A 24,922-nucleotide genomic window follows, 5' to 3' on the forward strand; every position below is an offset into this window, starting at 1 on the left:
CTGTGCGCCGACGGCTTGGGAGCTCGGCGCTACGGCTGACGTCAGGCCAGTTTAGCCAGCCTCGTCGGGGAATGGCCAGAGCCAATTGCGGTCAAAAAGAGGGGCACAAAATAAGTGGGGACTGTCCCCGATTACTGGCTGGCCCCGCTTGCGGTAACGGCGGCTCAGGCGCCGATGCGCAGGAACCGCTCGGCGCGCAGGGCGCGCAGGGTGTCGGCAGGCTTTCCGGCAAGCGCGGCCAGTTCCTCGCCGATTGCCTTACCCAGCGCCAGCGCTGCCGCCTGCCCATCGCGGTGCGCCCCGCCGACGGGTTCGGGCACGATCCTGTCGATCACGCCGAGACCGAGCAGGTCCTGCGCGGTCATCTTCATCGCCTCGGCCGCTTCCGGCGCCTTCTCGGCCGTGCGCCACAGTATCGAAGCGCAGCCTTCGGGCGAGATCACCGAATAGACCGCATGTTCGAACATGAGCACCCGCTCGGCACTGGCCAGCGCCACCGCGCCGCCCGAGCCGCCCTCGCCCACGATCGCGGCGACCATTGGTACGCCGAGCGCTAGGCATGCCTCTGTGCTGCGCGCGATTGCCTCGGCCTGGCCACGTTCCTCGGCTTCCACGCCCGGAAAGGCGCCCGAGGTATCGACGAGCGTTACGACCGGAAGGCCGAAGCGGCCCGCCAGTTCCATCAGGCGCACCGCCTTGCGATAGCCCTCCGGCTTGCCCATCCCGAAGTTGTGGCGGATGCGGCTCTGTGTGTCATGGCCCTTCTCGTGGCCGATCAGCATGATCGCGCGGCCTTCGAGTGTGGCGAAGCCGCCGACGATGGCATTGTCCTCGCCGAACTTGCGGTCTCCGCCAAGCGGCATGAAGTCGGCAAAGGCGCGCGCGACGTAGTCGCGGAAATGAGGCCGCGCGGGGTGGCGGGCGACCTGCGTCTTCTGCCACGGCGTGAGCGAGCGGTATGTGCTTGCAAGAAGCTCGGCCGACTTGCCCTCAAGCCGGCGAATCTCAGCCGAGATGTCGAGCGCACCGGACTGCGCGGTTTCGCGCAGCTCGGCAATGCGCGCCTCGAGCGCGGCGATCGGCTTTTCGAATTCGAGATAGGAAATCATCCGCGCCGCGCTAGGACTGAGCGGCGTTCTGGTCAACCTCTGGCGCCTTGTTTTGCGCCGCCGCGCCAAGGGGATGCCGCGCATTGACGAGTGCGACAAGCCGCGCGGAGTCTACGTGGGTGTAGATCTGGGTGGTCGCGATATCGGCGTGACCAAGCAGCGTCTGCAGCACGCGCAAGTCCGCGCCGCCTTCGAGGAGGTGCGTTGCAAAGGCGTGGCGCAGCACGTGGGGGCTGACTTTTTCGGGATCGATCCCGGCGCGCATGGCCAGCTCGCGCAGCAGTTGGAACAAGCGCACCCGCGTGAGGTGGCCGCCCCGCGGGCTGGGAAAAACCCAACGCCCACCCCCGGCGCGCACGGCAAGCCAGCGGGTCAGTGCGGTGCTCGCCCGCTGGCTCACCGGAACCATGCGCTGCTGGCCGCCCTTGCCGGTTATCATCAGGAACGGCGCATCGCGCGGGACTGCAGCCAGTGGCAACGAGACAAGCTCGGTGGCCCGCAGGCCCGAACCGTAGAGCAGTTCGACCAGCGCAAGCAGGCGCGCGCTCTCCCCCTTCCCCGCAGCGGCGCATTCCTCGGCGCAGGCGAACAGAGCGGCAATCTCGGCGTGGCCAAGCAGGCGCGGAAGCGGGCGCCGGCTCTTTGGCCGGGGAAGCGCTCCCGAGGGATCATCAGCGCGCAGCCCCTCGTCCTGCAGGAAGGCATAGAACTGGCGCAAGGCCGAAGCCTTCCGCGCGAGGCTTGAGGGAGCAAGCGCGCGCCAGGCCTCGGCCAGACTGGAAAGTTCGGCGCTGTCAGCTGCGACAAGATCTCCGATCTCGGCGCGCGCGGCGCGCAGATCGCGGCCATAGGCACTCAGCGTGTTCGCGGCGGCACCGCGCTCGGCCGCCAGCATGGCGAGGAAGGCGTCGATCGGATCGGGGCGCGTCACGCGCCGTCAGACCCGCGCCACGGCCTCCGCCGCGATCATCCGGGCCTCACCCTCCAGCCCGGCTCGGCGCAGCGCGGCAATGATGTGGTAGAGATGAAGCGGGGTCATCTTGTCCCACCCGCTGCCCTGCATGCCAAAGCCGGCCAGCAGCGCAACCAGCGCAGGGTTTTCAGACGCCGCAGCGGCATCGATCGCGCGGGTCCAGCGCGTCTCGCGCGCAAGGTCGAGCTTCAACGTATCGGCAAAGGCGCGGGCGGTTTGCGGATCGACCCGACCAAGGCCCATCAACCCGGCAAGGAGGAAGCGCGAGCGCAGGCCCCCGGCGCTGCTGTCATCCGACTGGAAACGGCCAAGGGTATCGCTGGTGATCGCGGCAAGCTTGGCCGGAGCGGACAGCGCGATGAGGCCCCAGGCCTCGCTTCCGACCGGCACGACCGGGCCCCAGCGCAGCGCGTTGCGATCGAGCCCGGCAGTGAGCATCGAGGCGATGAGCGCCTTAGCATCCCCGGCAAGGCTTGCATCGGGGCTGATGCGCGCGGCGGTATAGGCGGTGAGCACGAGACGCGAATAGGCGCGGTCGGGATCGCTGGCATCGCCCCACAGCGTGCGGATCGCGGCAAGGCGGTCAGCGGCGGCCTGCGCCAGATAGGCGCTGCGCAGTGCGTCGGCGAGCGGGCCCCATGTGCGGTCGGGCTCGTCCAGCGCGTGGATCTCGCTGTAGAGATCGACCATCGCGGCCGCGGAGAGAATGCCGCGCTCTGCGGCAATATCGGCTGCCTCGGCCCGAGCGGTGAGCGGGAGCATCGGCGCGCGAACCGCCAGAACGGCATAGGCGGCGCCGGCCTGCTTGCGCAGGGCTTCGGGCGGCTCGATTCCCGTGGCGAGCGCAAGCCCGGTGCGCCAAGGGGTGAGGCTGTCGACCCCGTCCCATTCGATCTTGACGGCGCGGTGCCCTTGCGATGCGGCCCCGGCGAATTTCTGCGCAAGGAGAATGTCGACCTTGGCAGCAAGGCCGCGGCGCATCGCGTTGTCGAGCACGGCGAGCGCGGGCGCGCCCTCGCCGCCGGTGAAGGCGGTGCAGATCGCGCGGGTCAGTGCCCAGTCCCAGCCCGGGCGGCCCGCCGCGGTAAGCGCAGTGACCGGGCACAAGCCGACAGGATCGGCGGCGGCGAGGAAGCTCCCCATGGCCGCGTCCTCAAGCCCTCGGGTGTAGAAGCCGTTGTCGACCTCTTGCACCATGGCGCGGGCGGCATCGACCTCGCCCATGCGCAGCAGCAACTGGGCGCGCATCGCCGCCCAATCGGCGCCGTTCATGCCCACCGGCGTGTCGAGCCGGCTAGCCAGCGCCCGGCGCATGAGGATGTGGCCCCAGCGCGAGACGAACTCGCCGCGCATGTTCGTGAGCAGGCCCGCAACGAAGGGGCCGTTGAGGTAGTGGCTCGAAACCGCAGGCAGGCCGCCATCGGCTTGATCGAGGAAGCCCACGCGCGCGAGGCTGCGCTGCGCCTGGGGCGGGATATCGGCGCGCGGCTTGGAGCTGGCGACGAGCTGGTCGATCAGCGCCGGATCTATATCGGCAAGCGGATCGCGCCCGGCAGCGGCGGCAACGGCGGGCGGCGCGGCCCCGTCCGGCAAAGGCTGAACCTGAGGAACGGCCACCACCTGCGGCGTCGCCGAGGAGGCCGGGCGCTGGATCTGGACGACAGCGGGCGCCGGGGTGCGCGCGGGGGCCGGAGCAGTTGTGTTGCCCGGGCGCGGGGCGGCAGGCGGGGGCTTGCGCGGGGGCGGCGCGGGTTTGTCGTCAAAGCCCGGGGGCAGCAGCGATTCCTGCGCCGCGACGACGCCGGAAAGCCCGGCGAGCGCGGCGCAGGCCAGCAGCACGAGCCGCAGGCGCGCTCTCATGCCCCGGCCTTTGCGGGGGTCGCGACAGGCGTTTCTATCCAGCGCGTCGGCTGCGCATCACCCATGATCCATGCCACCACCAGAATTGCCACCAAGGCCAGCACAAGGCCGCCACCCGCCCAGATTACGGAACTGAAACGCGCATTCACCCAAGTGCTCCCGAGGCTGAGCCCCCTGCTCCCTGAAAGGCGCCGCTACGGCGCTTGCACTGGCCCTAGCGCAAGTATAGGCGGCGCGGCAATGGAGCACGACGACGACGCCCTTTCTTCAACCGCGATCACGCGCCTTTCCGCGCGGATCGACCGGCCGATCGTGCTCGTCGGCATGATGGGCGTGGGTAAGACAACGGTGGGGCGCAAGCTTTCGGCCATGCTCAACATTCCGTTCTGCGATGCCGACGAGGAGATCGAGCGCGCCGCGCAGATGTCGATCCCGGAAATCTTCGCGCACTTCGGCGAGGCCTATTTCCGCAGCGGCGAGCGGCGCGTGATCGCCAGGCTGGTGGGCGAGGATGGCGCGCCGGTGCGCCGCGTGCTGGCAACCGGCGGCGGCGCCTTTGTCGATCCCGAAACGCGGGCCCTGATCCTGCGGCGCGCGATCGCCGTCTGGCTCGACAGCGATGTCGATACGCTCGTCGCGCGCGTCGGCCGCAAAGGCAACCGGCCGCTGCTCAGAACCGGCGACCCGCGCGAGATTCTCTCCAGGCTCAAGGCCGAGCGCGCACCAGCGTATGCGGAGGCGCCGATCCACATCACCAGCAGCAACCAACCCCACCAGGCGACCGCGCTGAGCATTCTGAAGGCAATCGACGCATGGCTGTGATCCCCGTCAACATCGCCGGTGCGCCCTATGAGGTGCGGATCGAAGCCGGGCTGCTGGCGGCGGCCGGCAAGCACTGCCGTCCCTTCATTCGCGGCAGCAAGGTGGCGGTGGTGACCGACGAGCACGTTGCAGCGGCATGGCGCGGGCCGGTCGAGGCTTCGCTGGGGGCGGAAAGCATCCGCAGTGAATGGCTGGTTCTGCCTGCGGGCGAGGCGACCAAGAGCTGGGAATTTCTCGCGAAGACTGCAGACTGGCTGCTCGAACAGGGCGTCGAGCGCAAGGACAGCGTGATCGCCCTCGGCGGCGGCGTGATCGGCGACCTGACAGGCTTTGCCGCCTCGATGGTGAAGCGCGGCTGCGGCTTTATCCAGATGCCGACGACTCTGCTGGCGCAGGTCGATTCAAGCGTCGGCGGGAAGACTGCCATCAACACTTCGGCGGGCAAGAACCTGGTCGGCGCATTTCATCAGCCGGTTCTGGTGCTGGCCGATCCCCTGGCGCTGGATACTCTGCCGCCGCGCGAGACACGCGCGGGATATGCGGAAGTCGTGAAGTACGGGCTGATCGACGACGCCGCGTTCTTCGACTGGTGCGAGGCGGACGGGGCTGCACTGCTGGCTGGCGATGCTTCGGCGCGCGAGCATGCGATTGCTTCAAGCGTGGCGGCCAAGGCGCGGATCGTGGCGGCGGACGAGAAGGAAACGCTTGGCCTGCGCGCGCTGCTCAATCTGGGGCACACCTTCGGGCACGCACTGGAAGCCGAGACCGGCTTTTCGGACCGGTTGCTGCACGGCGAAGGCGTGGCGCTCGGCATGGTGCTGGCGGCGCGTTATTCGGTGCGGCGCGGGTTGATGAACGGGCAGGATGCCGAGCGGGTCGCGGCACATATCGCAGCGGCGGGGCTGCCGTCGGCGATCAGCGCGCTGGGCATGGACTGCGACGGCGCGGCGCTGACCGCGCATATGCTGCACGACAAGAAGATGGATGCGGGCACGCTGCCCTTCCTGCTGATGCGCGGCATCGGGCAGACGTTCCTCGCCAAGGACGTGGATCTTGCGGACGTCGCCGCGTTTCTCGATGCGGAACTAGTGCGGGGCTAGAACAGCCGGGCGCCGTTGGGCACCTTGCGGTCGAGCGCGAAGAGGACGACCCGGCCCTCCTCGTCGGGGAAGCCGACGGTGAGGACTTCGGACATCATCTTGCCGATCTGGCGCGGCGGGAAGTTGACCACCGCCGCGACCTGGCGGCCGATCAGTTCCTCCGGCGCATAAAGCGCGGCGATCTGGGCGCTCGAACGCTTAACACCGATGCCCTCCCCGAAGTCGATGGCGAGCTTGATGCTCGGCTTGCGCGCTTCGGGGTAGGGTTCGGCGCTGACGATCGTGCCCATCCGGATATCGACCTTGAGGAACTCGTCAAAGCCGATGAGGTCTGCCGCAGGGGCTGCCGGATCGTGTTCGAGATGCACTCGGTTGCCCCCAGATTACCGACCGGTGAATTCGGCTTTGCGCTTTTCGAGGAAGGCCTTGATGCCTTCCTTGGAATCGCTGCTGTCGCCCGCTTTCCACTGGCCTTCGGCCTCGATCAGGAGCGCAGCCGGAAGATCGGTTTCAAGCGCGCGGGCAAGGTTCTGGCGCATCGTGCCCAGCGCCACGGTTGGGCCGCTGGCGAGGCGTTCGGCCAGAGCCATGGCTTCGTCGGCCAGCGCGGCATCATCGACCGCTTTGTAGATCATGCCCCAGTCCTCGGCCTTTTCAGCAGGAACGCGCTCGCCCAGCATCATCATCTGCGTGGCGCGGGCCTTGCCGATCAGGCGGGGGAGCACCCAGCTTGCGCCGCCATCGGGCACGAGGCCGATATTGACGAATGCCTGAAGGAAATAAGCGCTCTTCGCCGCGAGCACGAAATCGCCCATCAGCGCAATCGAGCAACCGACACCGGCGGCGGCGCCGTTGACGGCGGTGACGAGCGGGACCGGCAGACGCGAAAGCTTGGCGATCATTGGATTGTAATGCTCTGTCAGCGCCTTGTAGCTGCCCGCGCCTCCCGCGATGCTGCGCGAGCCTGAAGCGGCAAGATCGGCGCCCGAGCAGAATGCGCGACCCTCGCCGGTGATGAGGACGCAGCGCGCGCCTTCGAGGTCATAAAGCGCGTCGCCGATTTCAACCGCCATGTTCGGCGGGCAGGCATTGAGCCGCTCGGGCCGGTTGAGGACGATGCGGCGGACAAGGCCGACATTTTCGACGCGGATCGTTTCATAGGACATCGCTGTTTTTCCTTAATCGCTCGGTTAAGGCATGGCTAAGCGAGCCGGACGGGCTTGGCAAGGTCCATCCGGCGTCCCTCGTAAAACAGCTTATCAGCCGGCGTGCGCCTGCGCAAAAGCGGCAGCAGCACCGAACAGGCCGGGCTGCGGGTGGGTGATGAGCTTGACCGGAATCGCCGCCATAAGGCCCTCGAAGCGGCCCTTTGCGCAGAAGCGCTCGGCAAAACCGGAGCGGATCAGCGAATCCTTTATCCGCAGGCCAAGTCCGCCCGCCATGACAAGCGCGCTCGCTCCGTGTGCGAGCGCAAGATCGCCCGCGACGCTGCCGAGCGAAAGGCAGAAGCGGTCCACCGCGGCGGCGGCGAGGCTGTCTTCCCCGCTGGTGCCAAGTGCCCACAGCTCCTTGTCGGTAAGCGTGGTGATCGCCCTGCCCTCGATCGCGGCGAGCGTTTCGTAGATATCGACAATCCCGGGGCCCGCGACGACACGTTCAGCCGATACCCGGCGGTGCCGCCCGCGCAGGCGCGCAAGAATCGCGTCCTCGATCTTGTCGAGCGGGGCGAAATCGATGTGGCCGCCCTCGGTGGGCTGCACGCGATAAGCGCCGCGCTGGCGCCAGAGCTGTGCGACGCCAAGGCCGGTGCCAGGGCCGACAACGCTGATCGTGCCTTCCTCGGGAAGCGGCACATCGGGTCCGCTCAAGTGGAGGAGATGCGCTTCATCGGCCTGCGCCACGGCATGGGCGACGGCCGCGAAATCGTTGACCACGACGAAACGCGGCGCGCCGAGCTTGTCCGGGATCAGCGCGGGGCGGATGATCCAGGGGTTGTTGGTGAAGCGGATGATCTCGCCCCCCACCGGCCCCGCAACGGCGATGGCAACAGCGGGTGGCAGCGTGCCGCCGGAGAGGCGGGCAAATTCCTCCCAGGCGAGCTGGAAGCTTGGGTGATCGGCGGTCTTGAGTGTGACCGCTTCGCCCAGATGAGTGACGCGCCCTTCGGCCACTTCGGCAAGAGCAAAGCGCGCGTGCGTACCGCCGATGTCGACTGCGACCAATTGCATGCCTGCTCTCCCCCTTGGTGTTCGTCCGGCTGTTTCGCCGGTCCAGTTATCCTGCCCTCAAAGCCCGCCCAAGGCCAGCATGGCCGAACCACCGCGCTCGGCGGGATCGGCAAAGTGGCGCATCATGGCGAAAAGCTCGCGGCCGACGCCCATTTCCTCCGCCGGAGCCTCGGCAGGTTGGCGCGCGGACCATTCGGTCTCATCCACAAGTGCCACCAGTTCGCCGCTCTCGGCGCAGACGCGCACAATGTCGCCATCCCTCAGCAGCGCCAGCGCGCCGCCCTTCTTCGCTTCGGGCGAAACGTGGATCGCAGCGGGGACTTTGCCCGAAGCGCCCGACATGCGGCCATCGGTGACGAGCGCGACGCGAAAGCCACGGTCCTGCAGTACGCCGAGCGACGGGGTGAGTTTGTGCAGTTCGGGCATGCCGTTGGCGGCGGGGCCCTGGAAGCGCACGACGACGATGACATCGCGTTCCAGCTCACCCGCCTTGAAGGCCTTGATCACGTCGTTCTGTTCAGCGAACACGCGGCACGGCGCCTCGATCGTCCAGCGCGAACGATCGACCGCGCTGACCTTGATCGTGCCTCGGCCAAGGTTGCCGTGGACGAGGCGCAGGCCGCCCTCTGGCTGGAACGGTTCGGCGACGGGGCGCAGCATGGCCGGGTTCAGGGTTTGCGCTGGCGCGGGCTCCCAGCGCAGCGCATCACCTTCCAGCATGGGCTGCTGCGCGCCCTCAAGCAGCGAGGTGCCGTAGACAGTGCGAATATCGCCGTGGGCAAGCCCGGCCTCGACCAGTTCGCGGATCACGAACGGCATGCCGCCCGCTTCGGCAAAGCCGTTCACATCGCCCGAACCGTTGGGATAGATGCTGGTGATCAGGGGAACTGCGCGGGAGAGCTCGTCCATGTCGTCCCAGTCGATCTGAACCCCGGCAGCGCGGGCGATGGCGGGGAGATGGATGACGTGGTTGGTCGAACCGCCGGTTGCAAGCAGACCGACGATGGCGTTGACGATGGCTTTTTCATCGACGCAGTGGCCCAGCGGCCGATAATCCTCACCGTCCCATCCGATCTGTGCCACGCGGTGAACGGCGGCGCGGGTCAGTTCCTGGCGCAGCTTGGTGCCGGGATTGACGAAGCTGGCGCCGGGCATGTGGAGGCCCATCATTTCCATCATCATCTGGTTGGAATTGGCGGTGCCGTAGAAGGTGCAGGTGCCCGCCGAGTGGTAGCTAGCGCTCTCGCTTTCGAGGAGTTCGTCCCGCGTCGCCTTGCCTTCGGCATAGAGCTGGCGGATGCGCTGCTTTTCCTTGTTAGGGAGGCCCGAGGCCATCTGCCCGGCGGGCACGAGGATTGTCGGCAAGTGGCCGAAGCGCAGCGCGCCGATGAGGAGGCCGGGGACGATCTTGTCGCAGATGCCAAGCAGCAGCGCGGCCTCGTACATCCCGTGGCTGAGGCCGACGGCGGTACCCATGGCGATATTGTCGCGGCTGAACAGCGACAGTTCCATCGAAGCTTGCCCTTGCGTCACGCCGTCGCACATCGCGGGAACGCCGCCCGCGACCTGCGCCGTCGCGCCCACTTCACGGGCGAAGATCTTGATCTGCTCGGGGTAGCGGCCATAGGGCTGATGGGCCGAGAGCATGTCGTTGTAGGCGGTGATCACACCGATATTGAGCGCCCGGCCGCCGCGCAGCGTTGCCTTGTCCTCGCCCGCGGCCGCAAAACCATGGGCAAGATTGCCGCAGGACAGCACGTCACGGTTGACACCGGCATCGCGGGCGCGGGCAATGAGATCGAGGTAGGCGGCCCGCGTTTGCGCCGAGCGCGCTACGATCCGGTCGGTAACCTTGGCGACTGTGGGGTCGAGAGGCATCATTCGCTCCAGTAGATCGTGACGGGCGGTCCGTAACCGCGGAGGATATCGGAGACCGGATAAGCGTCCGAGCCGGCGAGGACCTGCTCAAGCAGCGCCTTCTTGCTCGCGCCGGTGACAACAAGGATGATCTCGCGCGTGGCTTTCAGCGCCCGCTTGTTGAGCGTGAGACGATCGAAGGGGGCTTCGGGCGGCAGCGGGATCGGTGTGGTGGCGATCACGCTCGGGCCGGGGCGCACGAGCGCGTGCATATGCGGGAACAGCGAGGCGATATGGCCGTCCTCGCCCATGCCGAGCCATACGAGATCGAAGGGCTGGACCGCCATGCCTTCTTCAAGCCGCTCGAAGGCGGCGCCGCTGGCGCCCAGCGCGGCGTTGAGCTTGCCGAAATTGCTGGCGGGGTGATCATCGGGCACGCGGCGATCATCGGTGAGCGTGATGGTGACGTCCGACCAATCGAGGCCCTGCTGCGCCAGAAGAGCGAAGACCTTTAGCGGGGTCGAGCCGCCCGTGAATGCAAGCCGTTTGGGGCCGTGGCGCGCAATCACGCGGGCGACATGCGCGGCAACCGCTCCGGCATCGCCGGGATAGGCCCAGACGACGTCAGTCATGCCAGCTTCTCCCATCGCGTTCTGTCAGCGCGATGCCGGCATTCGGCCCCCAGCTTCCCGCTGCATAGGGCTTAACGTCCATTGAAGTTTCGGCCCAGACGCGGCGAATCGCATCGACCCAGGTCCATTGCGCCTCGACCTCGTCACGCCGCACGAACAGCGTCTGCTCGCCCTCGATCAGATCGAGCAGCAGACGCTCGTAGGCGATACGGCGGCGGGCCTTGGCAAACGCGGTGGTGAGCGAGAGATCGAGATTGACCTCGCGCAGCACAATCCCGCCACGATCAAGCCCTGGTTCCTTGGCCATGACCTGGAGGCGGACATATTCCTCCGGCTGGAGGCGGATCACGAGCCGGTTGGCCGCGAGTTTTCCGCCGCGCTGGGTGAAGATGTTGTGCGGCACCTGCTTGAACTGGACGACAATCTCGCTGCGCCGCTCGGCGAGGCGCTTGCCGTGGCGCAAGTAGAACGGCACGCCCTGCCAGCGCCAGTTGTCGACATGGGCCTTGATCGCGACGTAAGTCTCGGTGTCCGAGGCAGCGCCAAGATCGTCGAGGTAGCCCGTCACTGCGCCGCCGCCAACGGCCCCCGCGCGGTATTGCCCGCGCACCATTTCCTCCGCCTTCACCGGGCGCAGCGCGCGCAGGACCTTGACCTTTTCGTCGCGGATCGAGGTCGCGTCGTATTCGAGCGGTGGCTCCATCGCGGTGAGCGCAACCAGCTGGAGCATGTGGTTCTGCACCATGTCACGCAGCCCGCCGGTATCGTCATAAAAGCCCTTGCGGCCTTCTAGGCCGACGGTTTCGCTGACGGTGATCTGGACGTGGTCGATACCGGCGCTGTTCCACAAGGGCTCGAACATCATGTTGGCAAAGCGCAGCGCGAGGAGGTTCTGCACCGTCTCCTTGCCGAGATAGTGATCGATGCGGAAAATCTGCCTTTCCGAGAAACCCGCCGCGACCGCATCGTTGATCCGGCGGCTCGAGGCCAGATCATTGCCGAGCGGCTTTTCAAGACCGATCCGTACGCCTTCATGGGCGAGCCCGGCGAGGCGCAGGCCCTCGATGGTCGGCTCGAACAGCGCGGGCGCGGTCGAAAGGAAGATCGAGAGCCCGCACGAGGTGTCGCCAAGCTTTTCGGCAAGGCCGGCAAAGCCTTCGGGCTTCGAGGCGTCGAGCGTCTGATACTCGAGCCGCACAAGGAAGCTGGCGAGCTTGGTATCGTCGCGGCGATCCGCAGGCAGGAATTCCTCGAGCGAAGCCCGGGCCATTTCACGGAACTCGGCATCGTCGTGGACCGAACGCGCGGTGCCGACTATCCGTAGCGTCGGATCGATCAGACCGTCCTCATGCAGGGCATAAAGCGAGGGCAGCAGCATGCGCCGCGAAAGATCGCCGGTCGCGCCGAACAGAAGCAGGGCGGAACAGCTGGTCACGGCCATGGGCGGCTTACTCCTCATCCGGGCTGCTCGACGCAGGGCCCGCCAGGTTCCCCTAGACCCGAATGGTCCCTATTTGCACTGGACTTCAGCACGCATAAGTATGCGAATTGGAATGAACAAGCCCGGCCGAGGCCGCGCCGCAGTCCTCAATGCCGGAAGAGCCATGCCAGGATCTCGGGCAGACGCGTCGCCCAGGCGTTTTCCTCGTGCTCGGCACCGGGATAGACGCGGCTCTCGAAGTCGGTGCCGCGCTGCCAGCCCAGCTTCACGAACTCGGCGTCGATGGGTTCCTGATAAGGTGCGTAGAAGGCATCAAGCGTGGCGGTGCCGTGATCCATCCAGATCCGCCGGCCCGCCGGAGCGCCGAGTGTCCGGTCGAAGAAACCGGTCCAGAGACCAAGTGTCTCGGGATTGAAGCCCTTGACCGTATCTGGGCCGATGGCGGGCCAGTGGGAGCTGACGCAGGCAGCCTGACCAAAGACATCGGGGCTTGCGGAAATGGCGTAGCAACTCATCAGGCCGCCCATGCTTGAACCGGCAATGGCGGTGTCCTCGCGCCCCGGGCGGGTGCGAAACGAATGGTCGACCCAGTCCTTGAGAGGCCCGGAAAGCCAGGCGAGATAGGCGTCGGAAATGACCGGGCCACCGGTCATCTCGTCCATCTTCGCCTTCAGTGCGGGGGGCGCGGCGTCATAGGCGGGGCGCGGGAGGTACTGGCGGAAGCGGTCCTTGCCCGGGGCCCAGATACCCACAATGATCCGCGGCTCGATCCCCTGCTCCGCCATGACCTTGAGCATGGCCTTGTCGGCCGCCCATATCTTCTGGAAGTTGGAATTCGCAAGGTCGAACAGGTTGTGCCCGTCGTGCATGTAAAGGACGGGGTATCGTCTGTTGGAACTGTCATAGCCCGGCGGGAGCCAGATCGTGAGGCGCTGGGGCGGGAGGCCGGCAGCCTCGACCTTCTCGTACTCGATTCTGCGTCCGCCATCCTCTGCTCGCGCAGCACCGGCGATCAACCCCAGCAGCGCGAACAGCGCAAGCAACCAGTTCCTCATCATGCCTCCTCAAGCCGCGCCAGCAAGTCGTCGTGCGCCGGGAAGTTCAGCGCGCAGCCCGCGATGAAACGGTCGATCCGAGCCATGTCGGCCAGCGGCAAGCCAGCCTCGGGCGGGCGCAGCCGAGCGGCCTCCGGGAACTGACCATAGCCCGCGAACAGGCAGTGCCATGACAGCGCGGCATAGTAGTGCCCGACCCCGAGCCGCGCGACTTCCTCATCGAGCTCGCCGCCCTGAAACCAGCAGCTGATCAACGCCTTGAGATTGTCCGAGAGGTTGTCGTTTACGCCATTGGCGCGCCAGTAGTCGCCCTGCCGCCGGTTCATCCGGTAGTGGCAGACGATATAGTCGCGGATGCCTTCATAGCGGGCATGGATCGCCGTGTTGAAGGAAATGCGATTGGCCGGACCGAAGTCATCGGCGAAGAGCGCATCGAGCCAGCCGGTCAGCGTGGAGTGGACGATGTGCAGAGCGGTTGCCTCGAGCGGCTCGATGAACCCCTGCGCAAGGCCGATGGCGAGGCAATTGCCGACCCACGAGCGCTGCACCTGCCCAACCCGCATGGATAGGTGGCGCGCCGGTACATCCGCGTCCAGCAGACCGAGGTGGCGGCGCAGTTCGGTTTCGGCGTCGTTGGCGCTGATAAAGTCGCTGGCATAGACATAGCCGTTGCCGGTTCGGTCGGTCAGCGGAATGCGCCATGTCCAGCCGCACGACAGCGCGGTGGACACTGTCTCGCAAGACGTTGCCCCTTCGTCGCGCGCACCGGGCAGCGCGATGGCTGCATTGTTGAAGAGGTTGTCGGCAAAGCTTTCAAAGGGCTCGCCCAGGGCCTCACCGATCAGGCTTGCGCGGAAGCCCGAGGCATCGACGAAGAAATCGCCCGCGACCTCGCCGCCACCTTCCAGCACCAGCGCGGCGATTTCGCCAGCCTCATTGCGCCGCACACCTTGAACCCGGCGCTGGATGTGGATGACGCCAAGCCTCGACTTGGCATGACCGGCAAGGAACTGGCCAAGCAAAACCGCATCGAAGTGGTAGCCATAGCCCAGTTCGAAGGGGAAGCTCTCTGCCGGAATCGGCCCCAGCCGCGCCTCGGCAAGCCGCGCCGCAAGAAAGAACCGGTCGGGGTGCGCGGGCACATCGCGCCCCGTGCGGCGCGCGCGGGTGTGGAAGAAGAAGGCCGGCGCGGTATGGACGTCGAGCACCGACTGGAAAGGGTGAAAGTAGCTCTCGAACCCGGGCTCGTCAGACCAGCCGGCAAAGCGGATCCCGGTCTTGTAGGTGGCGTGGCAGGCCGGCATCCAATCGCGCTCTGCGATGTTCAGCTCGTCGAAGAACGCCTTCAGTTGCGGGGTCGAACCCTCGCCTACCCCGATAATCCCGATTTCCGGGCTTTCAACCAGCATGACTGAAGCCGGGTGGTCACCGCAGCGGTGGGCAATCAGCGCGGCGGCCATCCACCCGGCGGTACCCCCGCCAAGGATGACGAAACGCCGCGCTGGCGCCATCAGCGCGGCGCCTTCAAGCGGATCGCAGCGCCGCCGCCGGGGGCAAGCCAGAGCGGCAGCTTGTCGCCCTTCTTCACGGTCAGCGTCGCATAGGCGATGCGGTGGCGCGCATCGGTTTCAAACGTGGCCCCTTCCCCGTCTTTGTAGACCGTCGCAGTATAGGTCTTGCCCGCATCAAGGAAGTCCATCGCGAGCGTCACATCGCGCGCGGTGTGGCCGTTGACACCGCCGACATACCAGTCCGCGCTGTTCCGGTCCTTGCGGGCGAAGATCGCATAGTCGCCCACTTCGCCTGCGATCAGATGGCTTTCAGACCAGTCGGCCGGCACCTGCCGGATGAATTCGAGCTCCTTGGGGTGCTCGGCAAGGCTTTCGATGAAGTCCGAGGCCATCTGGATCGGCGAGTAGATCGCCAGATAAAGCCCGAGCTGCTTGGCGAGCGTCGAGGCGAGCGGGAGGTGATCCTTGCCCTCAAGGCTCAACATGCCGGGGGTGAAGTCCATAGGCCCGGAAAGCATGCGGGTATAAACGAGGGTCGGCTCATGGTCGGGCCCGTTGGCGAACTGGCCCCAGGCGTTGTACTCCATGCCGCGCGCGCCTTCGCGGTCGATCCAGTTGGGATAGGTCCGGCGCAGGCCGGTGTCCTTGACCGGCTCGTGCGCATCGATGGCGACCTGATACCTGGCGGCGGTTTCGACGACCTTGAGGTGGTGCTGCACGTTGCGCTGGCCTTCGTGCCATTCCATGCGCGTTTCGCCCGGCTTGTCGCCCGGGGCGATGATGCCGCCCGCGTCCGCGACATAGCCGGTCTTGACCGAATGCATGCCGAGCGACTGGTAGAGCTTCATCGCGGGTTCGAGCTGGGCCTCGTAGTTGGTGATGTTGCCGCCGGTCTCGTTGTGGCCGATCAGCTGGACCTTGTTCTTCGCGGCATAAGCGGCAACCGCCTTGAGATCGAAATCCGGCACCGCCTCGGTAAAGCTGAAATCCTGTCCGTGGCCAAACCAGTCGCCGTTCCAGCCCTTGTCCCAGCCTTCGACGAGGAGGCCGCCGAACCCGTTCTTCGCGGCGAAATCGATGTATTGCTTGGCGCGTGCGGTCGTGGCGCCGTGGCGCGGGCCTTCGGCCCAGGTCCAGTCACCGCGGATCATGCCCCACCAGATGCCGATGTACTTCATCGGCTTGAACCATGAGACATCGCCGATCTTGTTGGGCTCGTTGAGATTGAGTTCGAGGTCGTTCTCGACAAGGCCGGCCGCATTGTCGGCAATGCGGATCGTGCGCCACGGGGTGTTGAATGGCAGATCGCGGATCACTGCGGACCCGCGCGAGGACGGCGCGAGAGTCGTGCGGAACAGCTGGCGTTCGGCGCGCTTGAGATACATCGCCGAATAATCGACCAGCGCGGCCTCGTGGAAGGCGAGGTGCGTGCCATCATCGAGGCGCATTGTGATCGGGGTCTGCGCCGTGGCGACCGCATTGATCGGGGTGCGCTGGTAGATCTGTTCCTCGCGGTTCCATTCAAGGCCGGCAACCCAGAATGCCGTGCCGGGCTGCGCGACGTCAAACTCGGTCCATTCGTCGGCGATCTTCATCGTCTTGAGGTCGGGCTGTTCGGGCAGCTCATAGCGGAAGCCGAAGCCTTGGTCGAACAGGCGGAAGCGCACGTTCATGCGGCGGCCGCCGTAGTCGGCATTCTGCTCGAAGCGCACGAGCACTTCGTTGTGATTGTCGCGCACGAAGCGGCGCTCGCCCCAGGGCTGTTCCCAGGTGCTGTCGCTGCTCGCGGTCTCCGAGCCCAGAACGCGGAAGCCCCGCACCATGTTGAGCCCGTCGCTGAGCGTGAAGCCGAGCTTGGAGGCGCTGATCAGCAGCTTGCCCTTGCGCGAGAGCATATAGATCGGCCGCTTGCTGTCATCGGTGGTGACGGTGAGGACGAGCGTGCCATCGGGCGAGGTTGCGGTGACGGCAGGCCGCTGCGGCGCGGTCTGCGCATGAGCCGCAGCGGGCACGAGTGCGGCGGCCGCCAGTGCGAGTGCAGCGGCCTTGCAGGTTATCTTGAGCATTTCCGTCATTCCTCGATCAACAGGGCGCCAAATGGCGGCAGGGTGCCGGGTGCGGCACTGTTGACGGCCAGCAGAACGCGGCCTGCGGTGGGCGCGGCGGCCGGCCAGGCTGCATCGCGCGCGCCCATATTGAACACACCGACAACGCTCGTCCCGTCAACGCTGCGGCGCAAGGCCAGCACGTCGGTACCGGCGTGCAGCACCGTGAAATCGCCGGTGCGCAGGGCCCGGCTTTCCTTGCGCAGTGTGAGCAGCGCCCGCGTCAGGTGCAGCAGCGAGGCTGGATCGGCCTCTTGCCGATCAACTGCGCGGGCATGGTTCTCGTCGCCAAGCGGCAGCCATGGCTTGCCGGTGGTGAACCCGCCTTCCTCGCGCTGCGCCTGCCAAGGCATCGGCGTGCGGGCGCCATCGCGCGAAAGAGTGAGCGGCCAGTTGACGATGGCTTCCGGGTCCTGGATCTGTTCGAAGGGGATCTCGACTTGCGTGAGGCCCAGCTCTTCGCCCTGATAGAGGATGATGTTGCCGCGCAGCGCCGCAAGCAGCATGGCCTTCATTCGCGCAAAGGGCTCGGCATCCTCGGCCGCGCACCAGCGCGAAAGCGCGCGCGGCGCATCATGGTTCTCAAAGGCCCAGCTTGGCCAGCCCGTGCCTGGCGCATCGGGCCACTTGGCCTGCGTGTCGGCCACGAGCTTGGGGGTCAGGCGGTCGGCATAGAGGAAGTCGAAGCCGTAGGCGCTGTTGAGCCGGTCTTGCCCCGCCGTAAATTCCTTCATCTCGGTTTCGGCAAAGTCACCGCCAACCTCGGCAAGCGTGAAGACCGCGCCGTACCGGTCGCACAGCCGGCGCAGCCGCTCGATGAAGCGCACGATGTCGGGATGTGATTGGTTGTAGACCTTGAGCTGGTAGTCGAACGGCCGGGTGCGCCGCCGCCCATCGTACGGCGCGGGCGGATTGTTGCGCATGCCCGGGTCGTGCATCAGAAAGTTGAGCGCATCGATGCGAAAGCCATCGACGCCGCGATCAAGCCAGAACTGCATGACACCAAGCAGCGCATCCTGCACCGCCGGATTGTGTGCGTTCATCTGGGGTTGGCTGGCGAGGAAATTGTGCAGGTAATACTGGCAGCGCCGCGCATCCCAGGTCCAGGCCGGTCCGCCGAACACCGATTGCCAGTTGGACGGCGGCGAGCCGTCTTCGCGTGGGTCAGCCCAGACGTACCAGTCGGCGCGCGGGTTATCCCGGCTCTGGCGGCTTTCCTCGAACCAGGGATGCTGGTCGGAGGTATGAGCATAGACCTGGTCGATCGTGACCTTGAGGCCAAGTTCGTGCGCGCGCGCCACCATGCGGTCGAAGTCCGTCAGCGTGCCGAAGATCGGATCGACGTCGCAGTAGTCCGCCACATCGTAGCCGAAATCGCGCATGGGCGAGGTGAAAAAGGGCGAGACCCAGATCGCGTCGACGCCGAGCGCGGCAACATGGTCGAGCCGCGCGGTGATGCCCGGCAGATCGCCGATACCGTCACCGTTCGCATCACAAAAGCTGCGCGGGTAAATCTGATAGACCGCCGCACCGCGCCACCATGGCACTTCCTGCGGTTCGGGGCTTGGCTCGGCAACACGTTTGGCTTGGGTCATCGGGAAGACTGCATTCCTGGGGAGGAAGGGAGAACGCGGCAGACGGCGCTGCCGAAAGCGGGCAGATCAAGCATCACGCTACCCGGCGCGGCGACCCGGGCCGGACAAGCGCCGAACAGGGTTTCGAGGCCCTCGGCGGCGGTTCCGATCACGCTGGAGGCGTGGATCGGCGCGTCCGAGGTGTTGAAAGCAATGAGGTACTCCGCGCCCGTCTGCGGATCGAAGCGCGAGACGCTGAACAGGCCCGGCTTCTCGCTGTAGCCGCGCACCATCTGTCGCCCGCGGGCGAGTGCCGGATGCGCGGCGCGCAACGCGGCGAGATCGCGGATCAAGCGGTAGAACGGATGCGCGGGATCGAAGTGGTCGGCGCTTGCCGCGGTCGCCGTGGCGAGAAGCTGGTTGTCGTTGTAGCTCGCGACTTGCCCTGCGAACATGTCCTCGCGCGCGTCGTTGTCGTTGGCATCACCGACGAAGCCCTGTTCATCGCCGTAGTAGACCACCGGCGTGCCGCGCAAGGTGAGCAGCATGACATGGGCGAGCCTGACGCGCGCTTCCAGTTCGGCCCCGCCGATACCGGGCCGATCGTGGCGGATGAGCGTGGAAAAGCGGCCCATGTCGTGGTTGCCGAGGAACGTCGGCATCGCGAGCGCCGCTGCCTCACCGCCTTCATAGAGCACGTCGCCATCGAACAGGTCGCTGAGCACCTGCGTCCCTTTGCCCTGCCCCAATGCCGCTCGCACCGCGCCCTGGAAGGCGAAATCGAGCACCGCAGGATAGCCGTCGCGGCGCGTGTACTGCGCGATATAGCCGTTGTCCGGCCCTTCCCGCGCGACCTCGCCGAAGATCGCGAAGTTGGGAATGCCCCGCGCGTGGGCGGTTTCCAGCATGGCGGGAATAAACGCCTGCCAGAAACCCGGATCGACATGGCGCGCGGTATCGATGCGGTAGCCGTCGATGCCGAATTGCTCGATCCACTGGCGGTAGATCGCGATCATGCCCTCTCGCACGCGGGGGTGCTCGGTGAACAGGTCGTCGAGCCCTGCGAAATCGCCGAAGCGGCTGTTTTCGCCGGTGAAAGTCGAGTTGCCCCGGTTGTGGTAGTAGATGGGGTCGTTGAGCCAGTCGGGCACTTTCACGTGCTCTTCGCCTGCAGGCACGAAAGGCGTGTAGGCAAACGTCGGATCGGTCAGCTTGGCAAAATTGGCGGGCGCCGAATCCTGATCGCCCGCAAATCCTGCGTTGATCGCCGCACCGGCCGCGCCGCCGCGCCGCGCATAGGGGTAATCGGCGCGGCTGCGATAGGGATAGGGGACCGGCCCGCCCAGCTCGCGGTACTGGATGACATCGGCCGTGTGGTTGGCGATGATATCCATGTAGACCTTGAGCCCGCGCGCATGCGCTGCATCGACCAGCGCCTTGAATTCGGCATTGGAGCCGAAGTGCGGATCCACGCGGGTGAAATCGGTGATCCAGTAGCCGTGATACCCGCCGCTTTCGGGGCCGGGAGGGCCCTGCACCGGCTTGTTCTTGAACACCGGCCCGACCCAGACCGCCGTGGCGCCGAGGACCTTGATATAGTCGAGCCGCGCGATCAGCCCCTTGAGATCGCCGCCGTGGTAAAAGCTCTTGGAGGCCGGATCGAAGCCGGTCTTGGTCCGGTCGCCCTTGATCCCGCCGCGATCATTGGCGGTGTCACCGTTTTCGAACCGGTCCGGCAGGAGGAAATAGACGAGCTCACCAGCAGCCGGGCGAGCACGCACGCTTTCCAGGGTAGCGCTTTCCTGCGCGCAGACCGGTGCAGCGGCGCAGAGCGCCAGCGCGGCCCATGCGGCAAGGCGCCCCGTCTTCTTCACGCTGCCGCGTCCACCGCCAGCGGCGGCGCCGCGCAGTGCCGCGCGATGAAATCGGCATGGCGCGGATAGCGGTCGACCTCGCGCCGGTAGAGGGCGTTCAGCGTATCAAGATACCCCTTGAGATCGGCCTCGTCGATCGTCTCGGCCAGCGCGTGGCTGCCCTCGGGAACAATCCCCTGCCCCGCCATGACCTGGAACCAGCCCACCTCGCCGAACAACTCGTCGCCGTGCCGGACGATGTGCCCGCTGGCCCGGAACAGTTCGATACGCGCGGCAAGGCTGTCCGGCAAAGTCATCTCGCGCATTGCCTGCCAGAAGGGCTCAGGGCGCTCGTTCACGTGGTAGTGGAGCACGATGAAGTCGCGGATGCGCTCCATCTCAAAGGTGAACTGGCGGTTGTATTCGTCGCGGTCCTGCTGGCGCTGCACTTTGCCCGGCAGAAGCTTGAGGATGCGCGAGATCGCGGTCTGGATGAGATGGATACTGGTCGATTCGAGCGGCTCGAGGAACCCGCTGGCAAGCCCCACCGCGATCACGTTGCCGCGCCACGCTTCGGCGCGGCGGCCGGTGGTGAAGCGGATGGGGCGCGGGTCGGCGAGCGCAGGCGCATCGAGGTGGGCGAGCAGGCTTTGTGCCGCCTCGTCGTCCGACGTAAAGGCGCTGCTATAGACCCGACCGTTGCCGGTGCGGTGCTGCAGCGGAATGCGCCACTGCCAGCCCGCCTCATGCGCGGTTGCGCGGGTATAGGGCGTGAAATCGGTCACCCGCCCGCTGGGCACGGCGAGCGCGCGGTCGCATGGCAGCCAATTCGTCCAGTCGACGTAGGGTGAGCCCATTGCACCGCCTATGAGCAGAGCGCGAAAGCCGGTGCAGTCGATGAACAGGTCGCCCGCAATGTCCTCACCCGAAGCGAGCTCCAGCGAGGTGATGTTGCCGCTCTCGCCGTCCTGCTTGATCTGCGCGATCTTGCCCTCGCGCCGCGTGACGCCTCGCCCTTCCGCAAACTTGCGCAGAAAGGCGGCATAAAGCCCCGCGTCGAAATGGAAGGCGTGGGGCATTTCAGGGACGTTCTGGCTGGTGAGCGGCGCGCCGATGTGCATCCGGCCGGCGCGCGCCGCGACCTCGTTGATCGCGTAGTCGCCATGAGGCCCCGCAAGGCCAAGACGGCGGCCGCGCGACCAGTAGTGATGGAACGCGCATAGGCCGACATCACGGCCGACATCGCCGAAGGCATGCATGTAGCGGCTGCCAGGCGCGCCCCATCCGACGAACTCGATAGCAAGCTTGAACGTCGCCTGCGTTGCGCGGATGAAGGCGGTCTCGTCGATGCCGAGCGCCTGATTGAACATGCGGATCTGCGGGATCGTTGCCTCGCCCACGCCGACGGTGCCGATTTCCTCGGATTCGACGAGCGTGACGGTGAAGCCCCGGTCGAGAAAATGGCCGAAGGCGGCCGCTGTCATCCACCCTGCCGTGCCGCCCCCGGCGATCACGATCCGCACGGGGTCCCCGCTAGTACCGGCGTTGCCGCTGGTGTCAGTGCTGCTCATGGCAGGCTCCTTGCGGTCGGGGAGGTGGAGCCGGTTCCGGCGGGAAGGCTGGACACGGCGCGACTGTCCGGCGGGTTGGCTGCCGGCCAAAGTGTATTCATGTGTTCAGGCATGAGGCCAAGGTATCGGGCGGATGGACTTGCAGCAAGCCATCCGCCCCAAACCTTTCAACTACATCAGAACTTGTAGCTGAGCCCGATGTAGAAATCGCGGCCATAGCGCTGATAGTCGATCACCTGGCGCGTATCGTTGTTCTGGTACGTGATGAACGGACGATCGGTCAGGTTGCGCGCCTGGAACAGGATCGAGAGGCCTTCGAGCGCCGAACCGGGCTGGAAGTCATACCCGATCTGGGCATCGAGGATACCTTCCGCCTTTGCCGTGCGGTAGGTCGGGTTGGCCGACAGACCCGCGACTTCGGCGAGGAACTTCGCGCGGTAGCGATACGAGGCGCGCAGCTGGAGGCCGTGCTTTTCGTAGTAGACCGAGGCATTGCCCACCCAGTCCGACAGGCCCGGCAGCGTGATCGGGTTCGTCGGGTCGCTGTTCAGACGGATCGTGCTGTCGGTGTACGAACCGCTGCCATAGAAGCCGAAGCCGTCAAGCGAGGGCGTCAGCAGCGAGAAAGGCAGCGAAAGGGTGAATTCCGCACCCTTGAGCGAGCCGCCGCCATCGTTGAGCGGCTGCGAAACGACGCCGACCGTGGTCTTGAGCTGGTTGCGGATCACCGCCGGCAGCGAGGCCGCCACCGTCGCGAAGTCGAACGGCAGGTTGCGCTGCGGGTTCACGAAGTCGGTGAGCTTCTTGTAGTAGCCCGCCAGCGAGACGTAGCCGCCCTTCGGGAAGTAGTGCTCCACCGAGACGTCCACGTTGGTCGCACGATAGGGGCGCAGCTGCGCGTTGCCACCGTTCGACTGGAAGAACGGCCGGGTCGGATCGTTGGAACCGATGTTCTGGAAGTTGAAGTTCAGTTCCTGGTTGACCCGTTCCTGATCGAGACGGGGGCGCACCATGCTCAGCGAACCGGCAAGCTTCACGTAGGTGGCGTTGGCCACTTCGAGCGCGAAGTTGGCGCTCGGCAGAACACGCCAGTACTTGTCGCCGCCGGTGGCGGGAACAACCAGCACGGTGCCTGTGGCGCTGTCGAAGTTCGAGATCGAACCGGTCGAGCTCTGGTCGGTGTGAACCGCCTGCACGCCGATCGAGCCGGTCAGCTTCTTGCCGCCCACGTCGCCGTCGAGCTTGAGCATCGCGTAGGCCGTCCAGACCTTCTCGGTGACCGTGTTGTCACGCACCAGCGAGACCGGGCGGTTGTCGTAGACCGAGGCCAGCGAGTTGTTGACGAGGTAGACCGGGTCGAGCGCGAGCATCTTCGGCACGCCGAGGTAGGCAAGCGGCACAGAGCCGATGATTGCCTGATCCGGAATGGGCGCGAACTTCGTGGTGCCGCTTTCGACCGAGCAATTGCTGCCGGGACCCTTGGGGCACAGGAAGAACGAAGTGAAGGCCGAGGTCTTCTTGCGGCGGCTGAAGTTGCCACCCACCTGCCAGCCAGCGATCGGGCCGGCGCCTTCGATCGTGCCGTCAAGGTCGGCGCGGAGCGAAAGCAGGTCGTCCTTGAACTTGGGACGGTTGAGGAAGCCCGCCTGGACCACGGCCTTGGTGCCGTTGTAGCCCCAGCCGCGCGGGTCGGTCAGGCCGAACAGCGACTTGTCTGCGTAGTTGAGGGTCGGGACGATATCGAAGGTGCCGTTGGGGTTGGCCGAGATCTTGAGCGTGTCGGCCGCGCCGGCCGTGCCGTAGCCGGTGCCGGTGTAGGTTTCGAGCAGGTCGTCGGTGCGCTTGGCCGAGCTGTAGGCGGCATCGAGCGTCAGGTGCATCGTGTCGCTCAGGCCGATGACGTTGTTCCAGCCGATCGAGAAGTTGTCGGCTTCGCGCTTGTTGCGATCGTTGCGCTGTACGGCATGGACGCCGGTGACGGTGGCTTCCGTGACGAGACCACTGGAAACCTTGAAGCCCGGCTGCACGGTGGCGCCCGAACCCCAGTCCGGAGCAATCGGGAATTCAATGCCGCGCAGGATCTGGGTTTCCTTGAAGTGCGAGTAGAGCACGTCGAGGGTCGAGTGGAAGTTTTCGTTCGGTTGGTACTCGAGGGTCGCGACCGCGCCGTAGCGCTGCAGCTTGTTCGACTGCACGTAAGGCTTGGCACCGCCAAGGAGGAGCGCGCCGCCGGCCGAACCGCTGTTGGGGAAGCCCCAGGCGTTGTAGCGCTCGTTCTGCGAGGGTGCGTCGGTGGCCGACACGCCGATGGCGATGCCGAAGGTGTCATCGGCGAACTTGTCGACGTAGGCGGCCGAAGCGCGGTAGCCGTAGCGGCTGCCGTCGGGGTTGAGCTTCTTCTGGCCGTTCATCTGACCGCGCAGCTGCAGCGCGATGATCCGGTCCTTCTGCGCCAGCGGGCGCAGCATGCGCAGGTCGACCGTACCGGCGATGCCGGCAGCGACCAGCGAAGGGGTCGGCGCCTTGTAGACGACCACGTTCTTGAAGAACTCGGCCGGATACTGGTCGTATTCGACGCCGCGGTTGTCACCGACGGTGACCTGCTCGCGGCCGTTCAGCAGCGTGGTGCCGAAATCGGGGCCGAGACCGCGGATCGAAAGGCGCTGGTCGCGGCCTTCGAGGCGCTGCGAGGTGACGCCGGGCAGACGGGCAAGCGAGTCGGCAATCGAAACGTCGGGCAGCTTGCCGATGTCTTCGGCCGAGAGCGCTTCGACGATGGTGGGCGCACCGCGCTTGATCGAGGCCGAGGCGTTGAGCGAGGCGCGGTAGCCGGTGACGACGATCGCCCCCTCTTCGGCAGGCGCATCGGCGGCGGCCTGAGCGGTCTGCGGGGCGGCTTCCTGCGCGAAAGCGGTGGTGGCGAGCGCGGCGGCGGTCAGCGCGATTGCCGAACTGCCAAGGCGGACAGCGGAAAGGGTAAGCTTAGCCATGGAAATCAGATCTCCCCCATGCGGCCGGGTTGCGGCCGTTACGTTGTCGGAACGCGGTTTTTCCGGGTCCAGTACGAGCCGCTGGGTAGAGCCGCTCTCGCAAGGAACGAATATGGCATACGTATACCATCGCGATTCCGGGGGTTTAGCGGCGGCGGAGTGAGGCCGATCTGCAACGCTCTTGCGGGGGACTGTCAGGATTTCCGTGTGTGGGCGGGCGGTTAAACATTACGCCGCCATG

At 66.2% G+C, this 24,922-nt stretch carries 19 protein-coding genes; 2 read left to right on the forward strand and 17 right to left on the reverse strand.

Annotation, left to right across the window (positions count from 1 at the left end; all coding sequences use genetic code 11):
• Window positions 1-164: 164 nt before the first annotated feature.
• Genes WCL10_RS17430 through WCL10_RS17445 form a run of 4 tightly spaced genes read right to left on the reverse strand, consistent with a single transcriptional unit; the run spans window position 165 to window position 4,091 of the window.
• Window positions 165-1,109: an acetyl-CoA carboxylase carboxyltransferase subunit alpha gene (locus tag WCL10_RS17430; protein WP_336896915.1), complete on the reverse strand. Its 945-nt coding sequence runs from the start codon at window positions 1,107-1,109 to the stop codon at window positions 165-167.
• 10 nt (window positions 1,110-1,119) lie between these two features.
• Window positions 1,120-2,040, reverse strand: a complete 921-nt coding sequence (locus WCL10_RS17435; RefSeq protein WP_336896916.1) for a tyrosine recombinase — start codon at window positions 2,038-2,040, stop codon at window positions 1,120-1,122.
• Between the two features lie 6 nt (window positions 2,041-2,046).
• A complete protein-coding gene (locus WCL10_RS17440) occupies window positions 2,047-3,942 on the reverse strand; it encodes a hypothetical protein (RefSeq protein WP_336896917.1) in 1,896 nt (631 codons plus the stop codon).
• Complete coding sequence (locus WCL10_RS17445; RefSeq protein WP_336896918.1) at window positions 3,939-4,091, reverse strand: hypothetical protein; 153 nt, start codon at window positions 4,089-4,091, stop codon at window positions 3,939-3,941. Before WCL10_RS17445 ends, WCL10_RS17440 begins: the two co-directional genes overlap by 4 nt.
• A gap of 91 nt (window positions 4,092-4,182) precedes the next feature.
• Here WCL10_RS17445 and WCL10_RS17450 point away from each other — a divergent pair, with 91 nt between their 5' ends.
• Together WCL10_RS17450 and aroB are read left to right on the forward strand one after the other, a co-directional pair.
• Window positions 4,183-4,764, forward strand: a complete 582-nt coding sequence (locus WCL10_RS17450; protein WP_336896919.1) for a shikimate kinase — start codon at window positions 4,183-4,185, stop codon at window positions 4,762-4,764.
• Window positions 4,755-5,864: a 3-dehydroquinate synthase gene (gene aroB / locus WCL10_RS17455; RefSeq protein WP_336896920.1), complete on the forward strand. Its 1,110-nt coding sequence runs from the start codon at window positions 4,755-4,757 to the stop codon at window positions 5,862-5,864. Before WCL10_RS17450 ends, aroB begins: the two co-directional genes overlap by 10 nt.
• Here the strand turns inward: aroB and WCL10_RS17460 are convergent.
• From WCL10_RS17460 to WCL10_RS17520, 13 genes are all read right to left on the reverse strand, one after another.
• A complete protein-coding gene (locus tag WCL10_RS17460) occupies window positions 5,861-6,232 on the reverse strand; it encodes a tRNA-binding protein (protein WP_336896921.1) in 372 nt (123 codons plus the stop codon). The two genes, aroB and WCL10_RS17460, sit on opposite strands and share 4 nt — an antisense overlap.
• Window positions 6,233-6,247: 15 nt before the next feature.
• Window positions 6,248-7,030, reverse strand: coding sequence for an enoyl-CoA hydratase-related protein (locus WCL10_RS17465; protein ID WP_336896922.1), 783 nt, complete (start codon window positions 7,028-7,030; stop codon window positions 6,248-6,250).
• Between the two features lie 93 nt (window positions 7,031-7,123).
• The gene (locus WCL10_RS17470) at window positions 7,124-8,092 is read right to left on the reverse strand and encodes a glucokinase (RefSeq protein ID WP_336896923.1); all 969 of its coding nucleotides are present in this window, start codon (window positions 8,090-8,092) and stop codon (window positions 7,124-7,126) included.
• A 57-nt stretch (window positions 8,093-8,149) separates the two neighbouring features.
• Complete coding sequence (gene edd / locus WCL10_RS17475) at window positions 8,150-9,970, reverse strand: phosphogluconate dehydratase (RefSeq protein WP_336896924.1); 1,821 nt, start codon at window positions 9,968-9,970, stop codon at window positions 8,150-8,152.
• A complete protein-coding gene (locus WCL10_RS17480) occupies window positions 9,970-10,581 on the reverse strand; it encodes a 6-phosphogluconolactonase (protein WP_336896925.1) in 612 nt (203 codons plus the stop codon). The genes edd and WCL10_RS17480 overlap by 1 nt, the downstream gene beginning before the upstream one ends.
• Window positions 10,574-12,022 carry a glucose-6-phosphate dehydrogenase gene (zwf, locus tag WCL10_RS17485; protein ID WP_336896926.1) on the reverse strand — a complete coding sequence of 483 codons (1,449 nt, stop codon included), beginning with the start codon at window positions 12,020-12,022 and terminating at the stop codon, window positions 10,574-10,576. Before zwf ends, WCL10_RS17480 begins: the two co-directional genes overlap by 8 nt.
• A gap of 146 nt (window positions 12,023-12,168) precedes the next feature.
• Window positions 12,169-13,080 carry an alpha/beta hydrolase-fold protein gene (locus WCL10_RS17490; protein ID WP_336896927.1) on the reverse strand — a complete coding sequence of 304 codons (912 nt, stop codon included), beginning with the start codon at window positions 13,078-13,080 and terminating at the stop codon, window positions 12,169-12,171.
• Complete coding sequence (locus WCL10_RS17495) at window positions 13,077-14,588, reverse strand: tryptophan halogenase family protein (RefSeq protein WP_336896928.1); 1,512 nt, start codon at window positions 14,586-14,588, stop codon at window positions 13,077-13,079. Before WCL10_RS17495 ends, WCL10_RS17490 begins: the two co-directional genes overlap by 4 nt.
• Window positions 14,588-16,654, reverse strand: coding sequence for a glycoside hydrolase family 97 protein (locus WCL10_RS17500; protein ID WP_336896929.1), 2,067 nt, complete (start codon window positions 16,652-16,654; stop codon window positions 14,588-14,590). The genes WCL10_RS17495 and WCL10_RS17500 overlap by 1 nt, the downstream gene beginning before the upstream one ends.
• A 5-nt stretch (window positions 16,655-16,659) precedes the next feature.
• Window positions 16,660-18,288 (reverse strand): alpha-amylase family glycosyl hydrolase, encoded by a 1,629-nt coding sequence (locus tag WCL10_RS17505; RefSeq protein WP_336896930.1) that lies wholly within the window; start codon window positions 18,286-18,288, stop codon window positions 16,660-16,662.
• On the reverse strand, window positions 18,285-20,057 hold the full coding sequence (locus WCL10_RS17510; protein WP_336896936.1) for an alpha-amylase family glycosyl hydrolase: 1,773 nt from the start codon (window positions 20,055-20,057) through the stop codon (window positions 18,285-18,287). The genes WCL10_RS17505 and WCL10_RS17510 overlap by 4 nt, the downstream gene beginning before the upstream one ends.
• Window positions 20,058-20,137: 80 nt before the next feature.
• A complete protein-coding gene (locus tag WCL10_RS17515) occupies window positions 20,138-21,691 on the reverse strand; it encodes a tryptophan halogenase family protein (RefSeq protein ID WP_336896931.1) in 1,554 nt (517 codons plus the stop codon).
• A 176-nt stretch (window positions 21,692-21,867) separates the two neighbouring features.
• Entirely contained in the window at window positions 21,868-24,681 is a 2,814-nt protein-coding gene (locus WCL10_RS17520) for a TonB-dependent receptor (RefSeq protein ID WP_336896932.1), read from the reverse strand.
• Window positions 24,682-24,922 lie beyond the last annotated feature (241 nt).

It is taken from the genome of Novosphingobium sp. (assembly GCF_037133355.1).
In the GTDB taxonomy this organism is placed as follows: Bacteria; Pseudomonadota; Alphaproteobacteria; order Sphingomonadales; family Sphingomonadaceae; genus Novosphingobium.